The 22,404-nt window shown below is 57.3% G+C and carries 23 protein-coding genes and 1 pseudogene; 9 read left to right on the top strand and 15 right to left on the bottom strand.

All coding sequences use genetic code 11. From position 1 onward, the window contains the following. The 4 genes and pseudogenes from Q1J88_RS07905 to panB all read right to left on the bottom strand — a co-directional run. Positions 1–286: pseudogene (locus Q1J88_RS07905) on the bottom strand (ABC transporter permease); the annotation flags it as partial. A 238-nt stretch (positions 287–524) separates the two neighbouring features. Further along, positions 525–1,457, bottom strand: coding sequence for a pseudouridine synthase (locus tag Q1J88_RS07910; RefSeq protein WP_301117075.1), 933 nt, complete (start codon positions 1,455–1,457; stop codon positions 525–527). Positions 1,458–1,459: 2 nt separating this feature from the next. Beyond that, a complete protein-coding gene (rmuC, locus tag Q1J88_RS07915; RefSeq protein WP_301117076.1) occupies positions 1,460–3,082 on the bottom strand; it encodes a DNA recombination protein RmuC in 1,623 nt (540 codons plus the stop codon). A 5-nt stretch (positions 3,083–3,087) separates the two neighbouring features. Beyond that, positions 3,088–3,918, bottom strand: a complete 831-nt coding sequence (panB, locus tag Q1J88_RS07920) for a 3-methyl-2-oxobutanoate hydroxymethyltransferase (RefSeq protein WP_301117077.1) — start codon at positions 3,916–3,918, stop codon at positions 3,088–3,090. Between the two features lie 156 nt (positions 3,919–4,074). Between panB and Q1J88_RS07925 the strand changes: the two genes are divergently transcribed. After that, on the top strand, positions 4,075–4,920 hold the full coding sequence (locus Q1J88_RS07925) for an aldo/keto reductase (protein ID WP_301117078.1): 846 nt from the start codon (positions 4,075–4,077) through the stop codon (positions 4,918–4,920). 2 nt (positions 4,921–4,922) lie between these two features. On the opposite strand, the gene Q1J88_RS07930 is transcribed toward Q1J88_RS07925, so the two are convergent. From Q1J88_RS07930 to Q1J88_RS07940, 3 genes are all read right to left on the bottom strand, one after another. Then, on the bottom strand, positions 4,923–6,353 hold the full coding sequence (locus tag Q1J88_RS07930; RefSeq protein ID WP_301117079.1) for an MFS transporter: 1,431 nt from the start codon (positions 6,351–6,353) through the stop codon (positions 4,923–4,925). Between the two features lie 71 nt (positions 6,354–6,424). Continuing rightward, positions 6,425–6,781 (bottom strand): ferredoxin FdxA, encoded by a 357-nt coding sequence (gene fdxA, locus Q1J88_RS07935; RefSeq protein WP_301117080.1) that lies wholly within the window; start codon positions 6,779–6,781, stop codon positions 6,425–6,427. A 127-nt stretch (positions 6,782–6,908) separates the two neighbouring features. Continuing rightward, complete coding sequence (locus tag Q1J88_RS07940; RefSeq protein WP_301117081.1) at positions 6,909–7,400, bottom strand: low affinity iron permease family protein; 492 nt, start codon at positions 7,398–7,400, stop codon at positions 6,909–6,911. A 161-nt stretch (positions 7,401–7,561) separates the two neighbouring features. Here Q1J88_RS07940 and Q1J88_RS07945 point away from each other — a divergent pair, with 161 nt between their 5' ends. Both Q1J88_RS07945 and Q1J88_RS07950 read left to right on the top strand, forming a co-directional pair. After that, positions 7,562–7,861 (top strand): XRE family transcriptional regulator, encoded by a 300-nt coding sequence (locus tag Q1J88_RS07945; RefSeq protein WP_301117082.1) that lies wholly within the window; start codon positions 7,562–7,564, stop codon positions 7,859–7,861. 116 nt (positions 7,862–7,977) lie between these two features. Continuing rightward, entirely contained in the window at positions 7,978–8,451 is a 474-nt protein-coding gene (locus tag Q1J88_RS07950) for an SgcJ/EcaC family oxidoreductase (RefSeq protein ID WP_301117103.1), read from the top strand. A gap of 8 nt (positions 8,452–8,459) precedes the next feature. Here the strand turns inward: Q1J88_RS07950 and Q1J88_RS07955 are convergent, their stop codons facing one another. Both Q1J88_RS07955 and Q1J88_RS07960 read right to left on the bottom strand, forming a co-directional pair. Continuing rightward, a complete protein-coding gene (locus Q1J88_RS07955; protein ID WP_301117083.1) occupies positions 8,460–9,629 on the bottom strand; it encodes an MFS transporter in 1,170 nt (389 codons plus the stop codon). Positions 9,630–9,726: 97 nt separating this feature from the next. After that, positions 9,727–11,259 carry a GGDEF domain-containing protein gene (locus Q1J88_RS07960; protein ID WP_301117084.1) on the bottom strand — a complete coding sequence of 511 codons (1,533 nt, stop codon included), beginning with the start codon at positions 11,257–11,259 and terminating at the stop codon, positions 9,727–9,729. A gap of 503 nt (positions 11,260–11,762) precedes the next feature. Between Q1J88_RS07960 and Q1J88_RS07965 the strand changes: the two genes are divergently transcribed. From Q1J88_RS07965 to Q1J88_RS07975, 3 genes are all read left to right on the top strand, one after another. Next, complete coding sequence (locus Q1J88_RS07965; RefSeq protein WP_301117085.1) at positions 11,763–13,238, top strand: MFS transporter; 1,476 nt, start codon at positions 11,763–11,765, stop codon at positions 13,236–13,238. Positions 13,239–13,384: 146 nt separating this feature from the next. Continuing rightward, positions 13,385–14,494, top strand: coding sequence for an S-(hydroxymethyl)glutathione dehydrogenase/class III alcohol dehydrogenase (locus tag Q1J88_RS07970; protein WP_301117086.1), 1,110 nt, complete (start codon positions 13,385–13,387; stop codon positions 14,492–14,494). Between the two features lie 9 nt (positions 14,495–14,503). After that, on the top strand, positions 14,504–14,791 hold the full coding sequence (locus Q1J88_RS07975; protein WP_301117087.1) for a metal/formaldehyde-sensitive transcriptional repressor: 288 nt from the start codon (positions 14,504–14,506) through the stop codon (positions 14,789–14,791). On the opposite strand, the gene Q1J88_RS07980 is transcribed toward Q1J88_RS07975, so the two are convergent. The 3 genes from Q1J88_RS07980 to Q1J88_RS07990 all read right to left on the bottom strand — a co-directional run bounded on the left by Q1J88_RS07980 (position 14,784) and on the right by Q1J88_RS07990 (position 17,690). Further along, the gene (locus tag Q1J88_RS07980; RefSeq protein WP_301117088.1) at positions 14,784–15,677 is read right to left on the bottom strand and encodes a DMT family transporter; all 894 of its coding nucleotides are present in this window, start codon (positions 15,675–15,677) and stop codon (positions 14,784–14,786) included. The two genes, Q1J88_RS07975 and Q1J88_RS07980, sit on opposite strands and share 8 nt — an antisense overlap. Before the next feature lie 61 nt (positions 15,678–15,738). After that, a complete protein-coding gene (locus tag Q1J88_RS07985) occupies positions 15,739–16,494 on the bottom strand; it encodes a transglycosylase SLT domain-containing protein (protein ID WP_301117089.1) in 756 nt (251 codons plus the stop codon). A 353-nt stretch (positions 16,495–16,847) separates the two neighbouring features. Next, positions 16,848–17,690, bottom strand: coding sequence for a metallophosphoesterase (locus Q1J88_RS07990; RefSeq protein ID WP_301117090.1), 843 nt, complete (start codon positions 17,688–17,690; stop codon positions 16,848–16,850). A gap of 202 nt (positions 17,691–17,892) precedes the next feature. Here Q1J88_RS07990 and Q1J88_RS07995 point away from each other — a divergent pair, with 202 nt between their 5' ends. The 3 genes from Q1J88_RS07995 to Q1J88_RS08005 are packed head-to-tail and all read left to right on the top strand — an operon-like array spanning position 17,893 to position 19,957. Then, on the top strand, positions 17,893–18,348 hold the full coding sequence (locus Q1J88_RS07995) for a cupin domain-containing protein (RefSeq protein ID WP_301117091.1): 456 nt from the start codon (positions 17,893–17,895) through the stop codon (positions 18,346–18,348). 42 nt (positions 18,349–18,390) lie between these two features. Next, positions 18,391–19,170, top strand: coding sequence for a GMC family oxidoreductase (locus Q1J88_RS08000; protein WP_301117092.1), 780 nt, complete (start codon positions 18,391–18,393; stop codon positions 19,168–19,170). Next, a complete protein-coding gene (locus Q1J88_RS08005) occupies positions 19,106–19,957 on the top strand; it encodes an MBL fold metallo-hydrolase (RefSeq protein ID WP_301117104.1) in 852 nt (283 codons plus the stop codon). Before Q1J88_RS08000 ends, Q1J88_RS08005 begins: the two co-directional genes overlap by 65 nt. A 121-nt stretch (positions 19,958–20,078) precedes the next feature. Here the strand turns inward: Q1J88_RS08005 and Q1J88_RS08010 are convergent, their stop codons facing one another. From Q1J88_RS08010 to Q1J88_RS08020, 3 genes are all read right to left on the bottom strand, one after another. Beyond that, entirely contained in the window at positions 20,079–20,621 is a 543-nt protein-coding gene (locus tag Q1J88_RS08010; RefSeq protein WP_301117093.1) for a DUF4148 domain-containing protein, read from the bottom strand. Between the two features lie 239 nt (positions 20,622–20,860). Continuing rightward, positions 20,861–21,691, bottom strand: coding sequence for a methyltransferase (locus Q1J88_RS08015; protein ID WP_301117094.1), 831 nt, complete (start codon positions 21,689–21,691; stop codon positions 20,861–20,863). Between the two features lie 302 nt (positions 21,692–21,993). After that, a complete protein-coding gene (locus Q1J88_RS08020) occupies positions 21,994–22,404 on the bottom strand; it encodes a hypothetical protein (protein ID WP_301117095.1) in 411 nt (136 codons plus the stop codon).

Genomic DNA, 22,404 nt, shown 5'->3' on the forward strand with positions numbered 1-22,404 from the left:
CCAGGACTGCTGTAAGAGCCACGACCGCACCGGCAGACAGGTCGAATCCACCAGAGAAAATCACCACGCTTGCGCCGATGGTGACTATCGCCAAAATGGACACCTGAGTCAGCACGTTGGTCAGGTTTCCAACAGAGAGTGTCCGTGGGTCGAGCAAATAAAACGCCAGCAACATCACCACGAACACGGCCGGAAGAATCGCTTTGTCCCAGTGGCGCATCAGATTCGCTGAAGAATCTGACGAGGTACGCCTGGCAGCGGCGCCCATCGGTTGCATTGATTCCATGAAAATTCCACCTTTATTGAAAAGTTACGTGCACGACGCAACGCTTTATGACAAGCATTCTCGAATTTAAAGTGGTGCAAATAAACGACCCGGAACGCTAAATTTGTTGCGCTCGATGCAAAAAGCGCCAGAAGACAAGCGTTTCGAAGGCGCCCAGAAACACCACTTAAGGGAAATCCCTGACCAGGGACTACAAGCGGATCGGCCAGAAAATGCGGAGATCCGGACCGATTAACGCTCAAGCACAGGACAGCACAAGCTTGCGCCGGGAAGTAAAGCGCCTGCGTCGAGCAGTAAAAGGGTCTATGAACTCTACGGTACGCGCCAACAGCTGTAGTGGCCGCGAAAAATCAGTTGAGTCTTCCTGCGCCATCCACTGCGGATAAAAAGCGTCATTACAGATCGGAATGCCAAGTGCGCTCATGTGGACCCGAAGCTGGTGCTTTCGGCCCGTCACGGGCGTAAGCCTGTACAGCGCCAAATCGCCCAGATGTTTTATAAGTTCGATGCGGGTTTCGCTATTTGGCTCGCCAGGCTCCTCGGTCATGATGAACCCAGGATCGCCCGGCACCAGGCGGCTTCGATGAGTATGCGGCAGCGACAGGCCTTCGCGCCATGGCGCCACCGCCTCATAGACTTTGATCACCTCTCGCGACTGGAAAAGACGCTGGTAGGCGCCGCGACTTGCCGGGTCCAGGCAAAATAACATTACGCCGGCCGTATCACGATCGAGTCGATGTATGGGTGTAAGCTGTGGCAGGTCGAAGCGATCCCGCAAGCGTGTCAGCACGGTTTCACGTAAATGCCGGCCACCCGGAATACTGGCAAGGAAATGGGGCTTGTCCACCACAACGATGCGCTCATCCGAGTACAGCACCTCGAGGTCGAACGGAATGCGAGGCTCGTCCGGCACTTCACGGTAATACCACAGCCAACGATGCGCCGAATATGGCGTATGTGCATATTGGGGAACACCTTTTTCGTCGACAATATCGCCGTTTTCCAGTCGCTGCCGGAGAATCTCTTCGGGTAAATGACGAAAGCGCTCGACCAGAAAGTCGTACACCGTCGTCCAGGGCCCGGGCACCATATATACGCGACTTGGCGCCACGCCTTCACGTACCGGCAACGGGGCCGCTTCCATCAGTTGGGCCCGGCGCAACGATCTCATGGCTACCGGGCTGAACCGCCTTGAGAAGGCTCTTCTTCCGGCACGGCGTCAAGCGGTTCAGCTCGGGACGACTCAATGCCGTCTGGCATTTTATTGTCCGTGCCGACATCAGACTGCCGATCCACCTCTGGCTGCGGCGCAGACACAACCAGTTCGAGCCGCTCTGTCTGAAAGTCGGCGTGCAGGGGCTCGAGATCGGGCATGGTTTTATTTGCCTTTGCCGAAAGCTCGCTGAAGCGCGCCGCCTTGCCGTACAACCCCTGGCGGCCCGCCAGCGAGGTGACTGTCTTGTTGTAATGATTGCTGACCGTGCCAAGGGTATCGCCCAGCTTTTTCAGGTGCTCGGCCACAACGACTACCTGGTTGTAGATCTCGCCGGCACGTGAGCTTAGCTCGTGTGCCTCCTGGTTGCTGCGCGCGATGCGCCAAAGGTTGGCCACCGTACGCAAGATGGGCATCAGGGTGGTGTGCGACACCATGACGACATTTCTTTGATAGCCGTAATCGAACAGATCCCGATTGTGCTTGAGCGCCTCGATATACGCCGGCTCGATAGGCATGAACATAAGCACAAAGCTGGGGCTTCGCATGCCGATCAGGTTGCTGTAGTCTTTGCGCGAGAGATCGTCGATATGATTGCGCACGGCCTTGACATGCGCCTCGAGCGCAGCCTGCTTTTCTACCTCGGTTTCGGCACTGATGGCACGGTCGTAATCAACCAGTGACACCTTGCTGTCGATGACCATGTGTTTGTCATCTGGCAGCTTTACGACAAAATCCGGGTGGCGCACATTGCCCGCCGCATCTTTGAAGCGCTCTTGCGCTTCGTAATGATCACCCCGAACAAGCCCGGCCAGCTGCAGGGTGCGCTCGAGCTGAATCTCGCCCCAATTTCCAACTGTCTTCTTTTCGCCGCGAAGCGCCGCTGCCAGCGTGTTTGCTTCAGCGCTCATTTTCAAGCCGATCTCGAGAACCTGCTTGATCTCGGTTCCCAATGCCGCGGTTCCCTTGAGAGATTCATCGTGCACTTGGTTGATGCGCGCCTGAAATCCCTGGATCTGCTCCCGAAAAGGCTTGAGCAACGCGTCCAGAGACGACTGGCTGGTCTGTGCAAAGGTTTTGCCTTTCTCTTCGAGGATCTGGTTGGCGAGATTCTGGAATTCGGTCTTAAGTTGCTGACGCGATTGTTCAAGCGACTGCTTGAGTTCTTCGTAACCGGCAAGTTTCTCGGCATGGGTCGCCTTCAGGGCGGCAAGCTCCTTCCCGGTATTGGAAAGCCGTTCTGACACCTCATGCAAAATCGCTTCTTTTGCCGTCAAGGCGTCGCGCGACTCCACAAGACGCTCACGCAGACCGGCCGCCTCGGCCTTCCAGTGCGACAAGTCGCGATCGACGTCGCTTTTCTCGTGAGCAAGGCTCTGAAGCTGCTGCTTGACCGTTTCGAATTCGCCGCGAACCCGTTCCAGATCCTGCTCTTGTTGAGCCAGTGACGCCTGGGCCAGGTTCAACTGGGCACGCAAGCTGGACACCGCTTTACGTGAATACAGCAGCCCGGCGATTACACCGATCAGCAAGCCGACCAGGAATAAAAGCACTGCCGCCAGGGAAGGAGAAATTTCGACCACAGCTATTATTCCGACTGTTTTCGGACACCGAAACAGTGTTCAAGGGTTGGGAAGGTTCCAGCCCGCACCTCGTCAGCGTATTGACCCACCGCCTGGCTGATGAGCGCACCTACGTCGGCAAACTGACGTGCGAACTTGGGAATGCGTCCGCCAGTCAATCCAAGGATGTCTTCAGTGACCAGGATCTGGCCGTCGCAATGTGGAGAGGCACCAATGCCAATAGTAGGTATGGAGACGTCTTCGGTGATGCGACGCGCCAGGCCTTCGGCTACACCTTCGAGAACCAGGCCGAAAGCGCCGGCTTTCTCGTGTGCAATGGCGTCATCATATATACGCTCTGCCGATTCGTCGGTGAGCCCCTGCGCCTTGAAGCCACCCATGGTATTGACGTACTGAGGCATCAAACCAACGTGTGCAAGCACAGGAATACCCCGTTCGACCAGGAACCGGGTGGTGGGCGCAAGGGCGGCCCCGCCTTCCATCTTGACGCCGTCTACACCGGAAAGTGCCAACATGCGGGCTGCATTCTGAAAAGCTTGCTGCGGCGACTCTTGATACGTGCCAAAGGGCATGTCGACAATAATGCAGGCCCGGCGGGTGGATCGCACCACTGCCGCGGCATGAGCGGCCATCTGTTCAAGCGTGATGGCCAGCGTGCTGGGCATGTCGTAGCCAACCATGGCGGTGGAATCGCCGATGAGGATCATGTCCAGGTGCTCGTCAAGCAAACGTGCAAAAGGTGAGCTGTAAGCGGTAAGTGACGCGATTTTTTTCTCGCCCTTATATGCCATCAACTGGGGCACGCTGATACGCTTGACTTCGGTGTGGATGCTCACATCCTGCTCCTTGAAATTGACAGCACGCCAGGGCCGGGCACATTGCCCACACGAATGGCGCGCCTTTTAACATTCGTATAATCGGTTCCAGAGAACCTGCGCCGACCGATCTGCGCAAGGTCCAGCATAACCCGATCACGCATCACGGAGAGTGAAATGTCCAATATTCTAAACACCATCCCATTGCACGATGGGAATGCAATACCTCAGTTGGGCTTTGGTGTGTGGCAGGTTCCGAACGATACAGTCGCCGACGCCGTGAAAACCGCCATACAGACCGGATATCGACTCATCGATACGGCAGCCATCTATGATAACGAGTCAGGAGTGGGGAAAGGAATTCGCGACTCCGGTATCGATCGGCGCGATCTCTTCATCACGACCAAGTTATGGAATGACCGCCACGGTTACGATGAGACCCTGGCGGCGTTTGACGAAAGCATGGACCGCCTGGGGCTGGACTACCTCGACTTGTACCTGATTCACTGGCCCGCCCCGAAGATAGGGCTATACGTGAAATCATGGGAGGCCCTTATCCGTTTGCGCGACGAAGGACGGGTCAAATCAATTGGTGTGTCCAACTTCAATATAGGGCACTTGCAGCGCCTGCTCGACGAAACGGGTGTGATGCCGGTGGTAAACCAGATCGAGCTCAACCCGCGTTTCCAGCAGCCCGAGCTGCGTCAATACCATGCCGAACATAATATTGTGACCGAGTCGTGGAGCCCCCTGGGACACGGTATGTTATGGGACAACCCCATATTGCAGGCCATCGCAAACAAGCATGGACGTTCGCTCGCCCAAACTGTGCTGCGCTGGCACATTCAGTTGGGCAACGTGGTGATCCCTAAATCCGTGACACCCTCGCGCATCCGCGAAAACTTCAATATTTTCGACTTCACCCTGGATGCCGACGACATGGCGCAGATTGCATCGCTTCACGATGAGAGCGCTCGACATGGCCCCGACCCCGAGCGATTCCGGCTTCCCAAGTCGGTGTGAAGTCAGGCTGTGCCGGCACGCAAGTGCCGGCGTCCCCGCACAACCTTGGTTACCAGGAATGCAGCCAAGGCCGGTGCCAGCGCCACAATTACCAGTAAAGCCAGCGAAGCTCTCGCCGTGCCGGGTACACCTCCCGGATCCGTGAACCCCGCCGCGTTGAGAATTGCACCGCCGATTGCAGCACCCAACGCCATCGCGTACAGCTGTGCAGTGATGATTGCTGAAGACGCCATGTTTTCCTGCCCTGCCGGGGCGACCTTGAATACGTAGGTCAGCAAGTGGGGCCAGCACATGCCAATGCCAAGGCCCACTCCCAGCAAAGGCACCACGACGACCCATCGCAGGCTCGTGTCCCAGAGGACTTCCCAAGGCAGCATCAAGCCCAGGCAAGCCAGCGAGGCTGCGGAAATGACCGGACCAAGCCTCATGTAGACGTCTGCGACGGCGTTGCTTCGACTGGTGCTGGTGACTGCGCCCAGCGTCCACCCCGCCGACATGATGGCGCTCAGGTAGCCGGCGATCAAAGGATTATGCCCGTGCAGCACTTGCAAAAAGTACGGCACGAACATTTCGACGGTGATTCCTATGCTCAGCAATGCCACGCAGGCATATACGCAGCCAAGCTTGTTGAGGTCGTATGCGCCCGCCGGCATCAAGCGGGTGGTACCGGCGCCATCCAGCCGCGCCACCAGCGCGGCAATGAACAGGGACGCCACTATGCCCACCACATTCCAGGCAAGGTTGTCCGACAGGCTCGCTACCGACACAATCAGCACCGACCCAACCAGCAGCCCAATCTGGGCCATGGGAACTCGTACTGCATTGCCCCGTTCGCCCGATGCTTTGGCTGCTATCTGTGTCTTGACCAAAATGGCCAACACGACGGCCACAGGCAATACCGCCCCGAACGCCCAGCGCCAATGGCCTGCGTCGGCGAAGATTCCGCCTATGGCCGGGCCTGCCAGCGTGGCCACCCCCCACATGCTCGACAACAGCGCCATGGCCTTGGGCCAAAGACGCTCTTCAAACACGATGCGAGTCGACGAGTAGCTGAGCCCAAGCAGCAAGCCGCCTCCAAACCCTTGCAGGGTGCGGCCGGCGAGCATCCAGCCCATGGTCGGCGCCAGCGCGCACGCTGCCGTACCTGCGGCGAACAATCCGATAGCCGCCAGGAAAGCGTGCTGCGGACCATATTTATCCAACGCCTTGGGCGACAGTGCGGAGCTCAGGATAGACGCCAAAACGAACAGTGTCATGTTCCAGGCGTAGTAAGAAAGGCCCCCGATATCGCGCACAACGGACGGCAGGACCGTGGCCACCATATACACGTTTACCGCGTGTAATGCCACTCCCCCCGCCAAGGCGATCGAGCGCAAGCCGTTTCGGCCGCTAAGAAGCTCGGACCAGGACGCCGTATCTTTTGCATCAGGCAAGGCTAAACCCCTCCAACAGCCCGTCCGGTTGACGGTAATCAGCCGGAACTTTATCACACAGCTTGTAAACGTCAGGAAGCTTGGAGTTCAACTGTCTCATGCAAATCAAGCATTTCAAGCTTGCTGCGGATCGTCGACCATTTCTCGTGGTCGGGCATGGGCGCCTTCACGCTTGTTATGCGGCAATAGCGGGGATCGTCGACCAGGCGACGGTTGATCTCAATGAAATGCCGTTGATCGGCAGGAATATCCTGGTCACTGACGATGGCTCCTACCGGGCACTCGGCAACGCAGATGGAGCAGTCGATACATTCGTCCGGGTGAATGACCAGAAAATTGGGACCTTCAAAAAAGCAGTCCATGGGGCACACACTGACGCAGTCGGTGTATTTGCATTGGATGCATGCTTCGGTAACTACAAATGTCATGAATACGCCTGTTGGGGAATCCAGGCATTTTATGACACCACAATGACAGAATCATGACATCGCCCCTACAGTGCCTGTCGGCCAAAGGACTTCAGCCGCTTTTGCGCCGACTGAGTTCACAATGCAATTACGAGACTTCCTTGTCGTTCTTCTCGATTTCCACTGCCACCTTGCTTACCGTGGTCGTTTCTGCGTGTTCTTCCGATTCACGGTCAGAACCGGCCGGAGTGCGAATCCTGGCTTCAATGGAAACCAGATCGCAGCCGTCCTCCTCGCCGATTCGCGCAAGGTCTTTGCGTAATTGCTCTATTTCGGCATTACTCATTTGCTCGAGATTGATCATGCCCGTCCGGGCGCCCTTCACCACCCTCAAAAGCTCATCCACTTTCAGATGCATCGCAATGGCATCACGATTTTGTGTGTTTTGAATGAGGAACACCATCAGGAAGGTAATTATCGTGGTACCGGTGTTGATGATCAGTTGCCAGGTGCCTGAAAACCCAAAAAGCGGCCCCGAAACGGCCCATAAAACAACCAGGCCTATCGCGGTAGCGAAAACCCATGGTGTTCCCGCCCATCGGGCAATACACTCAGACAGCAAACGAAATTTTTCTTCCATGAATATCTCCTGCGTGACGCCGTTGCCTTCGCATTCTGGTGAAGGCGGCGCGATTGCAGACAAAGCAAGCCGTGTGCCACAGGGTCTGCATGCCGGGTCTGCGGGCTTGTGCCACAATACAGACGTCCCTGTTCTTCAATGGCTTGTCTTCAGGAGCTGAAATGATTACCGGACCCCAATGCGGCGCCGCTCGCGTGCTAGTCGAAATAACCGTGGGCAGACTCGCCTCCCGCTCGGGAGTCGACCGTCGAATCATCGAGAAATTCGAGCAAAAGCTCGACGAACCTTCCCCGGAAATCGTCATGACGCTCAAAAAAACGCTCGAAGACCTCGGTGCGGTATTTATCGAAGAAAACGGAGGTGGAGCCGGTGTGCGGCTGAAGTTCACCCGGGCCGACGCCAAGCAAATATCCCGTATGGAAAACGAGGGCGGAAACTGGGCCAGCAATGCAGTCCCCTGACACAAAATTTGTGTAGTCCTTCGAGTCAAAAGCTGTTAAAAAACGTTACGTACGGAAGCAGTACGCTACGCGCCGTGCCGTTCGGTCCGGCTCACTTTCGACAAGGAACAGCTATGATGCGACTCACTTTCCTGACTGCAGCACTGGCGGTGGCACTGGGCGGTTGTGCAACAGCGCCTGGCAGCACGGCTCCCAACCTTACGCAAACTTGTCACCCGGCCAGTGAACAGGATATTGCTGCACTGTTCGATCGATGGAACGCCTCATTGCAGACAGGTGATCCCAAGAAAGTCGTCGCCAACTATTCAAGCCGGTCCCTGCTGCTGCCCACCGTATCCAACCGACCCCGGCAGACAGCTGCCGAAATAGAGGATTACTTCGTCTATTTCCTGAAGGATCAGCCGTCCGGCGCCATTGTGTCGCGAATGATCTCCATCGGCTGCAACACAGCGCTGGACACCGGCCTGTACAACTTTACTTTCGCCAAAACAGGCAAGTCGGTAGCCGCGCGCTACACGTACACCTACGAATGGAAAGACGGGCAATGGCTGATCACCAGTCACCATTCGTCGGCACTGCCAGAACAATAGCCGCAGGTTCAACGCGCCTTCGGGCGCACCTTGCTTGCAAGTGCGGCGACGAGCGCAAACGCCATACCGGTGTAGGCCACCGCCACAAAGTCGCCGGCCGAGTAAATCAGCCCAAAAATACTCGCGCCTGCAAAAACCGCAAGGTTGCTGACCGTGGTTTGCAAACCCATGATCGTGCCGCGTTGCTCGCGATCAATCGCCGTGAGACGAACAATAAGCAGGTTGATGCCGTAGTAATTGCCAAAGCCCAGCGCAACAAGCAGGCACAATACCGCGATCAGACCGCCGCCAAATATGCCCAACATCAAATAAACGATGGACACAAAGAAAAGTGCCGCCGGCAATACCCGGTCGATCCCGATGCGATTCACCAGGCCGCCTGCAATAATTCCGCTTCCAAAGCCGACGGCGTAGAACAGCGTAATGAGACCGTTGGCGCTTATCGGCTGATTGAGGCCGGAATGAAAGTAGTCGCCCAGGTACGAGTACACGCCATAAAAAGCAGTCAGTAGTGCTCCGCATGCCAATAAAAGCGGCCTTATGCCAGGTAGCGACAGCGCCGTCAACGGCGAAGGAGTGTCCGATGCCGCCACCGTGTCTCGAAGATTCAGGCGTGCCAGCAACACCAGAATACCTACCGACAGAACCAGCAAGATGCCGTACACGAACCTCCAATGTGTCAGGTCGGCGACGATGGCTGAAAGCGAAACCCCCGCCACCATGCTGAACATCCATCCGGACATCACCAGCCCTATGGTCTTGCTCTCCAGGCCAGGTGGCGCCATGGCAGCCGCCCCCGTGTATATGGCCGGAAACGCCACGCCCGATGCCATACCTGCGACCCACTGCGAGACAATCAGCATCGTGACCGAAACCGCGAGTGCACTGGACAGCAGGGTCAGGGGCAGAACCAGCATCGCAAGCCGCAGCATACGGTAGGCTCCCAACCGGTCGATGCGCGGGGCCAGGAACAACGAGCTCAGCGCGGCGCCGAAGCCAAAGGCAGCGGTTGCCAGCATGACAGCCGACACGTCTGCATCGAGTGAGCGGGATACCTCTGGCGCAATCGGACCCAGGCCAAGCGAATTCGCTCCAATTACGCCCACGCATCCGGTAAGCACGTAGACTGACCGCGGGATACGCGCGGCGGACGAAACAGATCTGGAGTGGTGCGTCATGGGGCGTTGGTCAGGCCTGGAATGGTTTGGCTTGCTCAACGCCGGTCGTCAGGGCAGATAACGCAAAGCCGCACTGGAAAACAGCTGACGCACGATTTTATTCGGAGCCAGGCTGGAATACAGTGATACGCCCGCGCCCTGTGGACTTGGTCTGGTACAGCGCCCTGTCCGCAGCGTTGAGTAGTTCAAGCGGATCATGAAAATTCTTCTGCTCGAACGATAGCATGGCCACACCCGCCGAAAACGTAACATAAGACGCTTCGCCTTCGTGAGTCAGGCAAGGAGTTGAGCACACAGCATTCAACATCTGCTGCAAGACCGCTTCGGCCTGGCTGAGGTGAGTATTGGGGAACAGCGCCACGAACTCTTCGCCACCGTAGCGGGCCAGGGTGTCTCCGAGCCGTGCTGCCGACAGCATCCGATGCGAAACACTGATCAGCACCTGGTCACCTACCGCATGCCCGTAGGTGTCGTTGAACGACTTGAATCGGTCGATATCGATATACGCCACACACAAGTTCTGTCGATCGCGTATCGCCCGGTCGAACTCATGCCAGAGCTGACGCTCGACATAGACGCGGTTATACAGACCGGTTAATGGGTCGCGCTGAGTGTGAGTTTCGAGCATGGCGATGCGTCGCTCGAGTGCCTGGACATGATCACTGGCCTGGACGGATTCTTCCTCGACGCGCAGATTGCGCAGATCGAGCAATTCGCGCGCACTTACCTGGATATTTTCCAACAGTGCCGGATCGATAATATCGAATTCGAACAGCGATTCCATTTCGGGCATTTCGTCGCCCATGGTCTTAATGATGTTCTGATATCGCTCGGGACTGATGGCCAGATGCCAGCGCACCGACCGGTAGGCATCGCCGAATGTCTCGGGAGTGCCGCCCTTTACCCAGGCTTCTGCGATGGCTGCCCCAGCCGCCACGCATGCGGACAAGTGCTTGACCTCGGGAGCCGCCTGAGCCGTAGATGGACGTGCGAGGTGGCTGAATTGAACGCTTTCATAGATGCGCTCGGGCAATCGCCATTGCTTAAGCAACTGGGCCCCGACCTGAGCGTGATCGATTCCATACAGTGCGTTTTCTTGCTTGAGCAAGGTGCCATGCTGTCCGGCTTCCTTGTACAGCGTGACGTAAGGACTTCCGAACAGGGAAGCCATGGCGAGCACGCCGATATCCTGAAGCAGACCGCTTAATAAAAAATCTTCGGGCTGCGGCTCGCGTAGCTCGATGGCGATGGTGCGTGCAGCCAGCGCAGTCAGAAGCGAGCGCATCCAGAAATGCGTTTCGCCGAGTGCGCCATCCTCGGGAGACAACCCCCGCAACGAGAAGCTCAAGGACAGCGATATGGTGGCGTTCAGGCCCATCAGGCCGATGGCATCGGACAGACTGGATACCTTTCGCCACTGCCCGTAAAAAGGAGAGTTGGCGCAACGCAAGAGCTTGCCTACCAGTGCCGGGTCGAACTTTACGATCTCGGCAAAATCGGCGAGGGTGGAGGTTTCCTGCTCGGCAAGATCGATAAGCCGTAACGCTACACTTGGTAATGTTGGCAACGTCTTGCAATACTTGAGCTGCTCGATCAGATAATTAGGTTCCGGCTGCTGAATGCTCGCCATGGCTGTGATCCTCTTGCGCCTTACTGCCCCGGCTTGCAGCCCTGCCCCTTGGGGCCGGCAGCAACCGAAAAGCCTACATCGTGATCATACCGGAACCTTTTGCATTCCGGGTGTCAGCAACGCATGCGCTGCCCAACAAAGTCGGCAAATGGGTCACTCAGCCCTCAAAGGGGCCTCCGGCAGCCCGCGAATGGCTTGCCTGGGGGTCCAAAACGCACGGCACCTGCCGCCGCGAACGCGGCTTGTGGCATATTGGACTATTTGGCTCATAATGCAGGACAACCGGACCGCATTCAAAAGATGCGGACCTGCGGCAAGAACCACACCTTTCAAAGCGTAGCCAATCTCAGGCCGGCAATCCCGGGGCCTGTACAGACGCGGGGCCACCATTGCCCGAACGTCATCCGGCTCGTTCTCACATATATGATGCATCCTGGAACCACCTGCAATAAACACCATAGACAGCAGTTTTCTGCGACGCTTAACCCGAGGGACATCCGCTGATGAGTCAGGTCGCCGCAGCTCCCCCAAATCGCAAATCACGCCAGCCTGCGTTTACACCCGACCCCGCCCGTTGGCGCATTCTTGTGGTGATATTGGCTTCGCTGTTCATGTCACTGGTGGGGGTGAGCATTGTCAACGTTGCCCTCCCATCCATCCAGCAAGGACTTCAGGCCTCGCAATCAGACCTGCAATGGGTGTTGTCCGGATATGCCCTGATGTTCGGTGTCGTGCTTGTCAGCGCAGGACGCGCCGGCGATATCATGGGCCGAGGCGGTCTCTTCCTGATTGGCACAGTCATCTTCACACTGTCTTCCATAGCTTCGGGCCTGGCACCGGATGCGCCGTGGCTGAACGCGGCCCGATTCGTTCAGGGCATTGGGTCGGGCATGCTCAGCCCCCAGGGCATCGGCATGATCCAGCAGTATTTCCGCGGAGCGGAGCGTGGCAGGGCCTTCGGCTATCTGGGCACTGTGGTCGGATTTTCTGTCGCAGTCGGGCCGGTTTTCGGTGGGCTTCTCATTCAGCTTGGCGGGCACGATCTGGGGTGGAGACTCACCTTCCTGATCAACGTGCCCATCGGGATTGCCACCATCGTACTCGGGTTCAAATGGTTTCCCCGACCCCTGCTGTTCTTCAAGAAAAACCCCGACCTCCCTGCCATGCAACAAGGCGTGCTCCGGTCCCTTGACCCCATCGGCGCCATCCTGCTGGCATTGGCAGTGCTGTGCATTTTGCTCCCCTTTGTCGAGGCGCGCGGCTCTCCTGCGACCTGGCTGTTTCTGCTCGCAGGGCTCGCATTGATCTTCATATGGGTCAAATGGGAGCGTCGCTACGCACGGCTCGGAGGCAGTCCAATGGTAGACCTGGATATTTTTAGAATTCCGAGCTTCACCAATGGCACCACCCTGATGACTTTGTATTTCCTGGGCATGACCAGTGTCTGGGTGCTGGTGGCGATGTACGCTCAACTGGGTGCTGGAAAGTCTGCTCTTGAAGCAGGCCTGGTGGGCGTTCCCTCGGCGCTTCTGTCTGCTTATGCCGCCGACTGGGCCGGAAAACGAATCGTACGATTTGGTCGCCGCATCGTCATTGCCGGCCTGCTTCTGGCCCTCGTCGGACTGGGTCTGAGCATACTGGTGGTATGGCTAAGCGACAAAGGCATCATCAGCTTCTGGTGGCTGCTGCTCACGCTTTCATTCATTGGCCTGGCCCAAGGCTATGTCATCAGTCCCAACCAGGCTCTCACCTTGGCAGAAGTCCCCCTGTCCTACGCAGGCAGCTCAGGCGCCATCCTGCAGACAGGGCAACGCATCGGCAGTTCGGTGGGCATCGCCGTCATCACCGCAGCGGCATTTGCCGCGCTGGATGCCACCGCGTCATGGGGCGCCGCCATCATCATCGGCATGAGTGTTGTGGCCCTGGTGGTGCTGGTCACTCTGGCCGTAGGTATCAAAGATTTGCTTGACCGTGGCTGAATCCACCATCAGACTGGACAGCTTGGCATATACTCCCCTATAGTATATGCAGATACTGGCAAGGGCCCTTCCCCTGCCTATCCCACATTCAAACCAGGCAGCCGGCAAGGCTGCCTGTTCTGGTTCACTTTCATTAAGGATTCACCATGAAATCACGTGCCGCAGTCGCATTCGAGGCCGGAAAGCCTCTGGAAATCGTCGAGATTGATGTCGAACCGCCTCGCAAGGGCGAAGTCCTGGTCAAGATCACCCACACAGGGGTTTGCCACACGGATGCCTTCACATTGTCGGGCGAAGACCCCGAAGGCGTATTCCCGGCTGTCCTGGGTCACGAAGGTGCAGGCATCGTGGTCGAAGTTGGTGAAGGCGTCACCAGCGTGAAGCCCGGCGACCATGTCATTCCCTTGTATACCGCGGAATGCGGCGAGTGCCTGTTCTGCAAATCGGGCAAAACCAACCTGTGCGTGGCCGTACGTGCCACCCAAGGCAAAGGCCTCATGCCCGATGGCACCACACGCTTCTCGTACCAAGGCAAACCCATTTATCACTACATGGGTTGCTCGACCTTCAGCGAGTACACCGTGGTGGCAGAGGTATCGCTGGCCAAGATCAACCCCGAGGCCAATCCGCAGCACGTCTGCCTGCTGGGTTGTGGGGTTACTACCGGTATCGGAGCCGTTCACAATACCGCCAAGGTTCAGCCCGGCGACAGCGTTGCCGTATTCGGTTTGGGTGGAATCGGTCTGGCCGTGATTCAGGGCGCCCGCCAAGCCAAGGCCGGACGTATCATCGCCATCGACACCAACCCCGAGAAGTTCGCCTTGGCAAAAGTGTTCGGTGCCACTGACTGCATCAACCCCAAAGATTACGACAAGCCCATCCAGCAAGTCATCATCGAGATGACTGAATGGGGTGTCGACCACTCTTTTGAGTGCATCGGCAACGTCGAAGTCATGCGCGCAGCCCTCGAGTGTGCCCATCGGGGCTGGGGCCAGTCCGTCATCATCGGTGTCGCCGGCGCGGGCCAGGAAATCTCCACCCGGCCCTTCCAGCTGGTGACCGGCCGTCGCTGGCTGGGGACCGCTTTTGGTGGAGTCAAAGGTCGCTCGGAACTTCCCGGCATGGTCGAAGACGCCATGAAGGGCGAAATCGAACTCGCCCCCTTCGTCACCCATACCCTGCCGCTCGAAGACATCAACAAGGCATTCGACCTGATGCACGAAGGCAAGTCCATCCGCTCCGTCATCAACTTCTGACGGTAACGCATGCCTCACTCGCCAGAGGATAAAAAGCGCGCTATTACGCGTTTACGTCGCATCAAGGGCCAGGCCGAGGCCCTTGAGCGCGCCGTCGAGGAAGGAACTGACTGCAGCGCCCTGCTGCAGCAGATCGCCGCGCTGCGCGGCGCGGCCAACGGCCTCATGGCCGAGGTCATCGACAGCCATCTGCGCGAGCTTTTTGGTTCGGAACACGCTGCGACTCGCTCGGCAGACATAGATGCCGACGCCGAGATCGCAGCCTTGATGAAAATACTGCGCACCTATCTCAAGTAGACGTCTGTCCACCATGCTCGGCGAGCCCGATTCCCACAAGAATCATCACGAGCGCTACTGCGTGGTACAGATGAAAAGCTTCGCCCAGCACCACCACTGCAAGAAGAGCACCCCAAATCGGAAGCAGGTTCACGAACAGGCCAGAACGGTTGGCCCCGATGAGCTCGACCGACCGAATGTGGAACACCTGTGCCAGCAGGCTTGGAAACACCACGATGTAAGCAATGATCGCCCAGCCTTTGAGGTCGGGAACAATCAGCCCGCCCTGAAATGACTCGAGCGCAAGAAATGGCAACGAAGACAAGGTGCCGCCCATGCAAAGCACCACCATCAGGCTGGTCCAGTGCACCTGGGGCTTGCTGCGCAGGGCAGCCGTGTAGATGCCGTAGGAAAGAATGGCAACCAGCATCAGGGCATCGCCAAAATTGATATCCAGGGACACGAGATTGGCGAACTCCCCCCTGACAGCAATAGCAATGACGCCGGCAAACGAAATCATGAAACCCAGTACCTGCTTGACGCGTACGCGACTGCCAAAAAGCAGAAAGCTGGCACCGAAGACGAATAAGGGCATACCACCTTGCAGGATGGCACTGTTGATGGCCGACGTGTAAATGAGCGCGTAATACAAGAACGCACTGAAGCCGGTAAAGCCTAGCGCACCCATCATCAGCAGATAAGCCAGCCGGGGCCTGAGTACGGGCCAATCGGCGGCAACCTGCCGACGGTTGAACAAGTAAAGCAGGACCATGAGGATGACCCAGCGCGCCGTCACGATAACCATTGGAGACGCGTGCCCGACCGCCATCTTGCCGGCAATTGAATTGCCCGCCCAAAATAGCGTCGCCGCTCCCAATATCGCATATGCCTTATGAGCACGATTCATCGAGCCAGATCCTGCACGAAATGCTCGAGTATATAACCCCAGGCTTTATGTGGGGTGCAGGTCAGCCGGCCTGTTCGTTTGCAGCCTGCATCTGAAGCTCATCGTCGGCGACTGGCGCGGGCGCATCGGGTTCCGGTACGAAAACCACTTCCGCGACTTCGGCTGCAGCCATTTCAGCCACCTGTGCCAGCTTGCGCGATTCACTCAGTACCGTATTGGCATAACCTCGGGCATTGCCCGAATACTTGACCAGCGCTTTGGTCAGATCGCCCTCGGCCCACTCGAGATACTCTTCAAGCACATCGGTACCGACGCGTACATTCACTTCGGGGTCGAATAACGATTCATTTTTGTGCAACTTCTCGCGGTGCCACCGACGCACTACCTGCATCAGGCCCTGGGCACCATACCGGCTTTGTACCTTCGGCTGGAAAGTACTTTCCTTGTGCATGATGGCCAGCAACAGTTCTGGACGCAGCCCGGCACGCTTGCTGGCCTCTTCCCACGCCAACTGCACGTACTTTTGCAATGTATGCGGCGGCTGGCGGAGTTTCTGGGCCAGATACTCAACCTGTGCCTTCTTGCGTGCCTCGTCAATAATTACACGCAGATCCTGGACATAGTCGAGGTCGATATCGGGCACACCCACCGCTTGTTCGATGGCAGGTTTTAGCGCCGCCTTCTCTTCCAGGGCGGGCAGACGGTGCGACTGCTCAAATATCGCTGGTTCATCAACCACCAGTGTCGGCAAGTGGTCTTCCGCACCGGTTGCCAGCACAGCAGAGGCAGGCACCAACGAGCCTGCAAGACCAAGCATGGCAACGGTTAATGAAACTGGAACTGCGCGAAGGCGCGAGAAAATAGAATGAGGGAGAGATTTATTGAAATTCATCAGCCTGTTACGCCCATCACCCCCAGCCCCGGGGCAGACACTGCGGGGCACACCAAGTTGCAACGTTTCTTGGCATGGCGGGATGAGGATCGGTTGGCATAAGCATGCGAACCGATCAAAACAAAGGACGTGTTCAATTACGCGCGATGCCGGGCGCACCGCTTTACACCTGCACAATCATAACATCGCACGCGTCCTGACCCGACTCTGCGTGTAACAAAACCTGTATCGACACGCACCCCTGGCACGAGATGGCTGATTGTTGGCAGGCCCGGTGTTTAGCGGGAGCCCAGCCATCCAAGCACTTGCTGATGCTCCACGACCAGCAAGCAGGTGTTGGCCTTGCGCCTGAACGCCCCACGGTCCAGAAACAGATGCGAATCGTGCAGCACCATTTCGTCCTGGGGCGTGTGACCGACATATGTCAGCGAGAGTCCGGGATGCATCGGGGTCGAGCTTTTCAATAGCGAACCTGCCGGCGTATGGACTCGGGACGCTGTCCTGGAATTCATGGAATTGATAAGGCGCCGGCCCCATGCCAAGGGCTCGAGCCACTCCGTCAGGACCTGATCGGTCAGGTCGGCGTCGCACAATACACGTGCAGGGGCCGTGTCGTCCCGCCCTGCCAGTCGCGACAGCCAGCTTTCCGCGTCAATACGACCAGACAACAGCTCGGCATGAACAACATTGAACTGATCTACGTGGCCTTTTACCGAAATGACATAAGGAAGGTCGGATACTCGCGGCAGCAGGTCTTCCCGCAGTTCGGCTTCTTCGTCGGGGTCCAGCTGCAGAACCCAGCGCCCGCCATTACGCAGGAAGAGGTCGCCGGGCTTCCGGGATTCGCCGGAAGAATCCCGAACCTGGAAATACCCCAGCAGCATCTCTTCGTGATTGCCCCGAACAGCGTAAAACCAGGGCTCTCGCAACAAGCGTAAGCAGCCAAGAGAGTCCGGCCCCCTATCCACGAGGTCACCCACTGAAAACAGGCGGTCTGTCGAAGGGTCGAATCCGATGCGGTCAAGCTCGATCTGCAGCAGATCGAGACAACCGTGCAGATCGCCCATGATGAAGTCGCGCCCCGCCGGGTTGCCGGGTAGTACGCGATGCAAGCCAAACATAAAACTTACCCTGGAAGCCAGTAAATGCGCTGAACGGTGCCACCGTTTCGAGCGTCCGAAATGTACAAGAGATGGTCGGAATATACATTCCAATCGCACAGGGTGCGCTCCCATAATCTAACTCAACACTATACATAGCATCAGCTTGCTCATGGCAATCTGATTCACAAGTCTGGTCCGAACCCATTTCTAGGAGACCACCATGTTGAATACCACGCAGAAAGTCGTGACCCTGAACCCTGATATGACCAGCGCTGCAGTACAAGGAATTCCCCAGTTCATGGGGATTTCCGGCAAAAGCGCCGGGTCAACTGGAATCGCCATGAACATCACCGCGTTCGGCCCTGGGGGCAAGGCAAAAGTTCATTACCACAGCGGATTCGAAACCGCCATTTACGGCCTGGTGGGCACAACCGTCCTGTATTGGGGCGAACAACTGGAAAACATGTGTCGGATTGACCCCGGCGTCTTTTGTTTCATTCCCCCCGACACTCCGCACATCGCATTCAATCTGTCGGACACCGAGCCGGCATATGCCGTGTCGTGTCGGAATGATCCGGTGGAACAGGAGAACGTCGTGCTTGTACCCGAGCTAGATGGTCTACGCGACGCCGACGCTGCCGCATACAAGGCACAAGAGGCCAATAAGCAAAAGTAACAATACTTCTGCCCCCCCTTTCAACCCAGAGACTAAAAGAATATGGCTTCATCAATCGAGTCTTTCGACAACATCGTGATCGGCGGCGGAGCCGCCGGATGCGCTACGGCAGGACGGCTGGCCAGCGCCGGTCGTAAAGTGCTCTTGCTGGAATCAGGAGCCGACGACAATACCCCTTACATTCACATCCCCGGTGCCTTTATCCGGCTGTTTACCTCAGAGCGCGTCAGCCTTTACCAGATGAGCTCCCAGAAAAGCTCGGGCGACCGCGTACTGCATGTTCCCCAAGCAAACACACTTGGCGGCGGCAGCTCGGTCAACGCAATGATTTATGTGCGCGGAACCCCCCAAGACTATGACGCCTGGCGCGACCTTGGCTGTGATGGTTGGGGCTGGGACGACGTGCTGCCGTTTTACATTAATACGGAAACCAATGAAACATTTTCGGGGCCGCTGCATGGTACGTCGGGCCCCGTGCGCATCGGGTCCCTCCGGTACGGCTTTCCCACCAGCAAGGCGTTCGTGAAGGCCGGGCAAGAGGCCGGACTTCCCTTCAACCCGGACTTCAATGGTGTACAGCAAGAAGGGGTGGGCTATTTTCAGGTGACAGCCACTGACGGCACTCGCAGTAGCGCTGCAACAAGCTTTCTTCGCAGGCTACCGGGTGGAGAGACAGTCACCGTCCGGACTCATGTCCACCTTTGCCGCGCTTCCAGCCGACGCTCCTGCCGTCAGTACCTCTGCACCCCGTACGCTGATGCCTGGCGTCCATGTCATCGAAGACCGCCGCATTCCACTTGTCCCGAATATCGGGATAATTGAAGGAAGCAATTCGGTTCTGGTGGTCGATTGCGGCATGGGGCCAGTAAATGGGGCAACGACCCTGGCCGCGGCAAAGCAAATTGCCCAAGACCGCCCGCTTATCCTGACGATCACGCATTTCCATCCCGAGCATGGCTACGGCGCCCAGGTGTTCAAGGGAAAAGCGCACATTATCTATAACGCTGCACAGCGTGATGAGCTGATGGCCAGAGGACCCGGCTACCTGGAAATGTTCCGGACCTTCGGCTCGGGGGTTGCCGCGACGCTGGAGGGTGTGGAATTGGTGGGACCGGACGAAACCTACGATGGTCAATTGCATCGTATCGATCTGGGCGGCCGCATAGTTGAACTCCATACGTGGGGGCTTGCCCATACTGCAGGCGACCAGATCGTATGGCTGCCAGAAGAAAAGGTCCTGTTTACCGGCGACCTCGCCGAGGAGCGCATATTTCCGATTTTTCCCTGGTTCCCCCCTGACGACGCCATCCTCGATGCCGCGGGATGGCAACGAGTGCTCGACAACATGCTGAAATTGAGGCCAACCGTTGTGGTTCCAGGTCATGGCTCGGTGGGCGGCCCCGAAATCCTGTCTGCCGTTTCCGCCTACATGGATGAAGTGTCGAATGCCGTCTTGCAGGCTGCGCAACAGGGCACCCCCACCGAGAAACTGGTAGAACACCTGGCCCCGGGGATACGCGCGGCCCACGCAGATTGGGACGCTCCGGAATGGATCGATTACGCCATTCGCTATTACGCTGACACCCTACTGAACTCCACGGCCACCTGAAAGGTATCTGGAATCCACCTGCGGCCAGTGGCGCGGCCCAAAGCCATCGAAAAATTCCACCCCACCTACGCAAAAAAGCTCCTCCCTTCCAGGAGGAGCTTTGTCAATTGAAGTTGGGAGTTCAACTGCCGGCGCCAGTGTGAGGGGCGCGGACCACGTCGGTGCCCCGACTCTTTTCGCTAGAGGAAGCGACACTGTGCACACCTGCGTAGGCTTGCGGATATGCCTCATTCAAACGCTCTCCCGTCACGTTGGCGATGAGATCACCGCTGCGAACAGCTTGCGCAAGTTCAGCCTTGACCTGGTCACGGCTTTTCACGGCACTATGCTGCGGCGCCGGGTAGCGCTGCGGATACGCTTCGTTCAGACGTTCGCCGGTCACGTTGGCGATCTGATCACCATCGCGAACGGACTCGGACAGTTCTGCGCGGACCTGGTCTCGCGTCTTGGATGCCCGGACGTGCTCTGCCGGGAAAGCGTTGGGGTACGCGTCTTTTGCCAGCTCGCCCGTAACATTGGCAATGTAGTTGCCAGTGCGCAAGGCGTCGACAAGGTCAGCCTTGACCTGAGCGCGTGTTTCGGGGCCGTTATCAGCAGCCATCGCGGGGCCGATTAAGAGTGCACTTACTGCTAATGCTATGGCGGAAATTTTGGTACGAGTCATGATCTTCGATCCTCACTGTGATTGGTTGCCCGGAAGAAGTCCGGTGAAACTCGGCGTGGGCATTGCAAGTCCTCGTCGATGTAGACACTTTAAAAGTTCCCCGTTTCGGGATAAAGCGTCCAAATCGCAAATGACCATTCCAAAATTTCGAACAATCGGATCGAATGCCAAGCGCGCCCTCACAGGCCACAAGGATCGACGGTTATCTTTTTACAGCTCGTGCGACAACGCGTGACGGCTTACTTCTTTACAAACTTGAGGGTCATGCGATCGCTTTCACCAATAGCTTCATAGCGTGCCCGGTCGACATCCTTATTGCGCAGGCTAGGAGGAAGCGCCCATACGCCGTTGGGATGATCGGCAGTATCTTTGGGATTGGCGTTGATCTCGGATTTTGCGGCCAACTCGAATCCAACACTCTCAGCCAACTTGATGACATACGATTCGTGCATGTAGCCCGAGCTGGCCGTGGCGTCTTGCGGGACGGACTCGGGAAGACGATGCTCTACAACACCAAACACACCGCCCGGCTTCAGGGTGTCGTAGACGCTTTGGAACACACGCCTCATGTTCTCGTCTCCGTACGACAACCAGTTATGCAGATTACGAAACGTCAGGACAAGGTCGGCGCTACCCGCGGGCGCGTAGTCCAGATGGGTCGGCGGTTCGAAAACAGCAAGGTTGACCTTGCCAAAACGATCGGGGTCCGCTGCCAGCTTCTTTTTGAAATTGGCCGTGTATCCGCGACGGTTCTCGCGCGGGGAGTCTTCGCGGTAGGCCGCGGCAATGTAGGTTCCGTGGTCACGAAGATACGGGGCGAGTATTTCGGTGTACCAGCCACCGCCAGGGCTCAACTCCACGACCGTCATCGTGGGCTGGATGCCAAAGAACTGCAAGGTTTCGTACGGGTGCCGGGCCGCATCGCGCGCCACAAAGGCAGGCGTACGCTTGTCGCTTGCTATCGCCGCTTTTAGAGCCTCGTCGGCGACGGCTGCAAAGGGCGCACTTAACGCTGAGGCACCGGTTACCAGAGCGACGACAACAGGGGTCAGAAGTTTTCTCAGTTTCATTATCAGGAATATTGAGTTGCGATACGGCCAATGCCAAGCAGTAGAACACTTACATTAAAAAAGAATGGTAGCGCAAGCGTTTCCATTACCAAAATGAACTTGCAGCTTTACTTCACTGGATGTCAGAACGTAGCGCGAGTGCGGCAGCTGTTTCGTTTGGTTTCGGTGTGCACCTCATAGTCCGGATCAAGGTTAGGATGAAGACATGATTTCAACCGCGCAAGCGGAGTTGGGAGACGAATATGGTCGCTACCCGATCCAACCACTTTCATTCCGCACGCCAGCGCAAGGTGGCAGGCTGGTTACGCGTGCTGCTGATCCTGGGCATCGCCTTCAGTGTGTCGGCCTGCGCTCATGACGGCATGTACTACAGTACTCATGGCGGCTCGCACAGCGGCTTTCACGGAGGCTACCAAAGCGGCTACTCCAGTGGGTACCGCAACGACTACTACGGATACCAACCCGGGTATCAGCACCGGTACAAGCCTCCACGATACGACCCATACAGCCACGCGCGACACAAAGAAGCGCGCCGTCGCCTTGAAGCCGAAAGGTACGGGCATTATCACGATTCGAAGCGGCAGCTTGAGCGAAAGCGACATGGCGTGCATAAGCACCACAACGCACATCGAGGACACCCTCGCAGCTTCGGGCATCACAACCGACACGCCGGACAACGCCAGCACCCACATCACCAACACCAGTCGCGGCAC

This window comes from Pusillimonas sp. (assembly GCF_029263785.1).
GTDB lineage: Bacteria > Pseudomonadota > Gammaproteobacteria > Burkholderiales > Burkholderiaceae_B > Pusillimonas.

Bases quoted from the DNA above. Each gene is read 5' to 3' on its own strand.
- Q1J88_RS07995 (WP_301117091.1), top strand. From the start codon at position 17,893: ATGTTGAATACCACGCAGAAAGTCGTGACCCTGAACCCTGATATGACC.
- Q1J88_RS07925 (WP_301117078.1), top strand. From the start codon at position 4,075: ATGTCCAATATTCTAAACACCATCCCATTGCACGATGGGAATGCAATA.
- Q1J88_RS08010 (WP_301117093.1), bottom strand. From the start codon at position 20,621: ATGACTCGTACCAAAATTTCCGCCATAGCATTAGCAGTAAGTGCACTC.
- Q1J88_RS07975 (WP_301117087.1), top strand. From the start codon at position 14,504: ATGCCTCACTCGCCAGAGGATAAAAAGCGCGCTATTACGCGTTTACGT.
- Q1J88_RS07985 (WP_301117089.1), bottom strand. From the start codon at position 16,494: ATGCTTGGTCTTGCAGGCTCGTTGGTGCCTGCCTCTGCTGTGCTGGCA.
- Q1J88_RS08000 (WP_301117092.1), top strand. From the start codon at position 18,391: ATGGCTTCATCAATCGAGTCTTTCGACAACATCGTGATCGGCGGCGGA.
- Q1J88_RS07955 (WP_301117083.1), bottom strand. From the start codon at position 9,629: ATGACGCACCACTCCAGATCTGTTTCGTCCGCCGCGCGTATCCCGCGG.
- Q1J88_RS07965 (WP_301117085.1), top strand. From the start codon at position 11,763: ATGAGTCAGGTCGCCGCAGCTCCCCCAAATCGCAAATCACGCCAGCCT.
- Q1J88_RS08015 (WP_301117094.1), bottom strand. From the start codon at position 21,691: ATGAAACTGAGAAAACTTCTGACCCCTGTTGTCGTCGCTCTGGTAACC.
- Q1J88_RS07970 (WP_301117086.1), top strand. From the start codon at position 13,385: ATGAAATCACGTGCCGCAGTCGCATTCGAGGCCGGAAAGCCTCTGGAA.
- Q1J88_RS07950 (WP_301117103.1), top strand. From the start codon at position 7,978: ATGCGACTCACTTTCCTGACTGCAGCACTGGCGGTGGCACTGGGCGGT.
- Q1J88_RS07945 (WP_301117082.1), top strand. From the start codon at position 7,562: ATGATTACCGGACCCCAATGCGGCGCCGCTCGCGTGCTAGTCGAAATA.
- Q1J88_RS07990 (WP_301117090.1), bottom strand. From the start codon at position 17,690: ATGTTTGGCTTGCATCGCGTACTACCCGGCAACCCGGCGGGGCGCGAC.
- Q1J88_RS08005 (WP_301117104.1), top strand. From the start codon at position 19,106: ATGCCTGGCGTCCATGTCATCGAAGACCGCCGCATTCCACTTGTCCCG.
- Q1J88_RS07980 (WP_301117088.1), bottom strand. From the start codon at position 15,677: ATGAATCGTGCTCATAAGGCATATGCGATATTGGGAGCGGCGACGCTA.
- Q1J88_RS07940 (WP_301117081.1), bottom strand. From the start codon at position 7,400: ATGGAAGAAAAATTTCGTTTGCTGTCTGAGTGTATTGCCCGATGGGCG.
- fdxA (WP_301117080.1), bottom strand. From the start codon at position 6,781: ATGACATTTGTAGTTACCGAAGCATGCATCCAATGCAAATACACCGAC.
- Q1J88_RS07960 (WP_301117084.1), bottom strand. From the start codon at position 11,259: ATGGCGAGCATTCAGCAGCCGGAACCTAATTATCTGATCGAGCAGCTC.
- Q1J88_RS07910 (WP_301117075.1), bottom strand. From the start codon at position 1,457: ATGAGATCGTTGCGCCGGGCCCAACTGATGGAAGCGGCCCCGTTGCCG.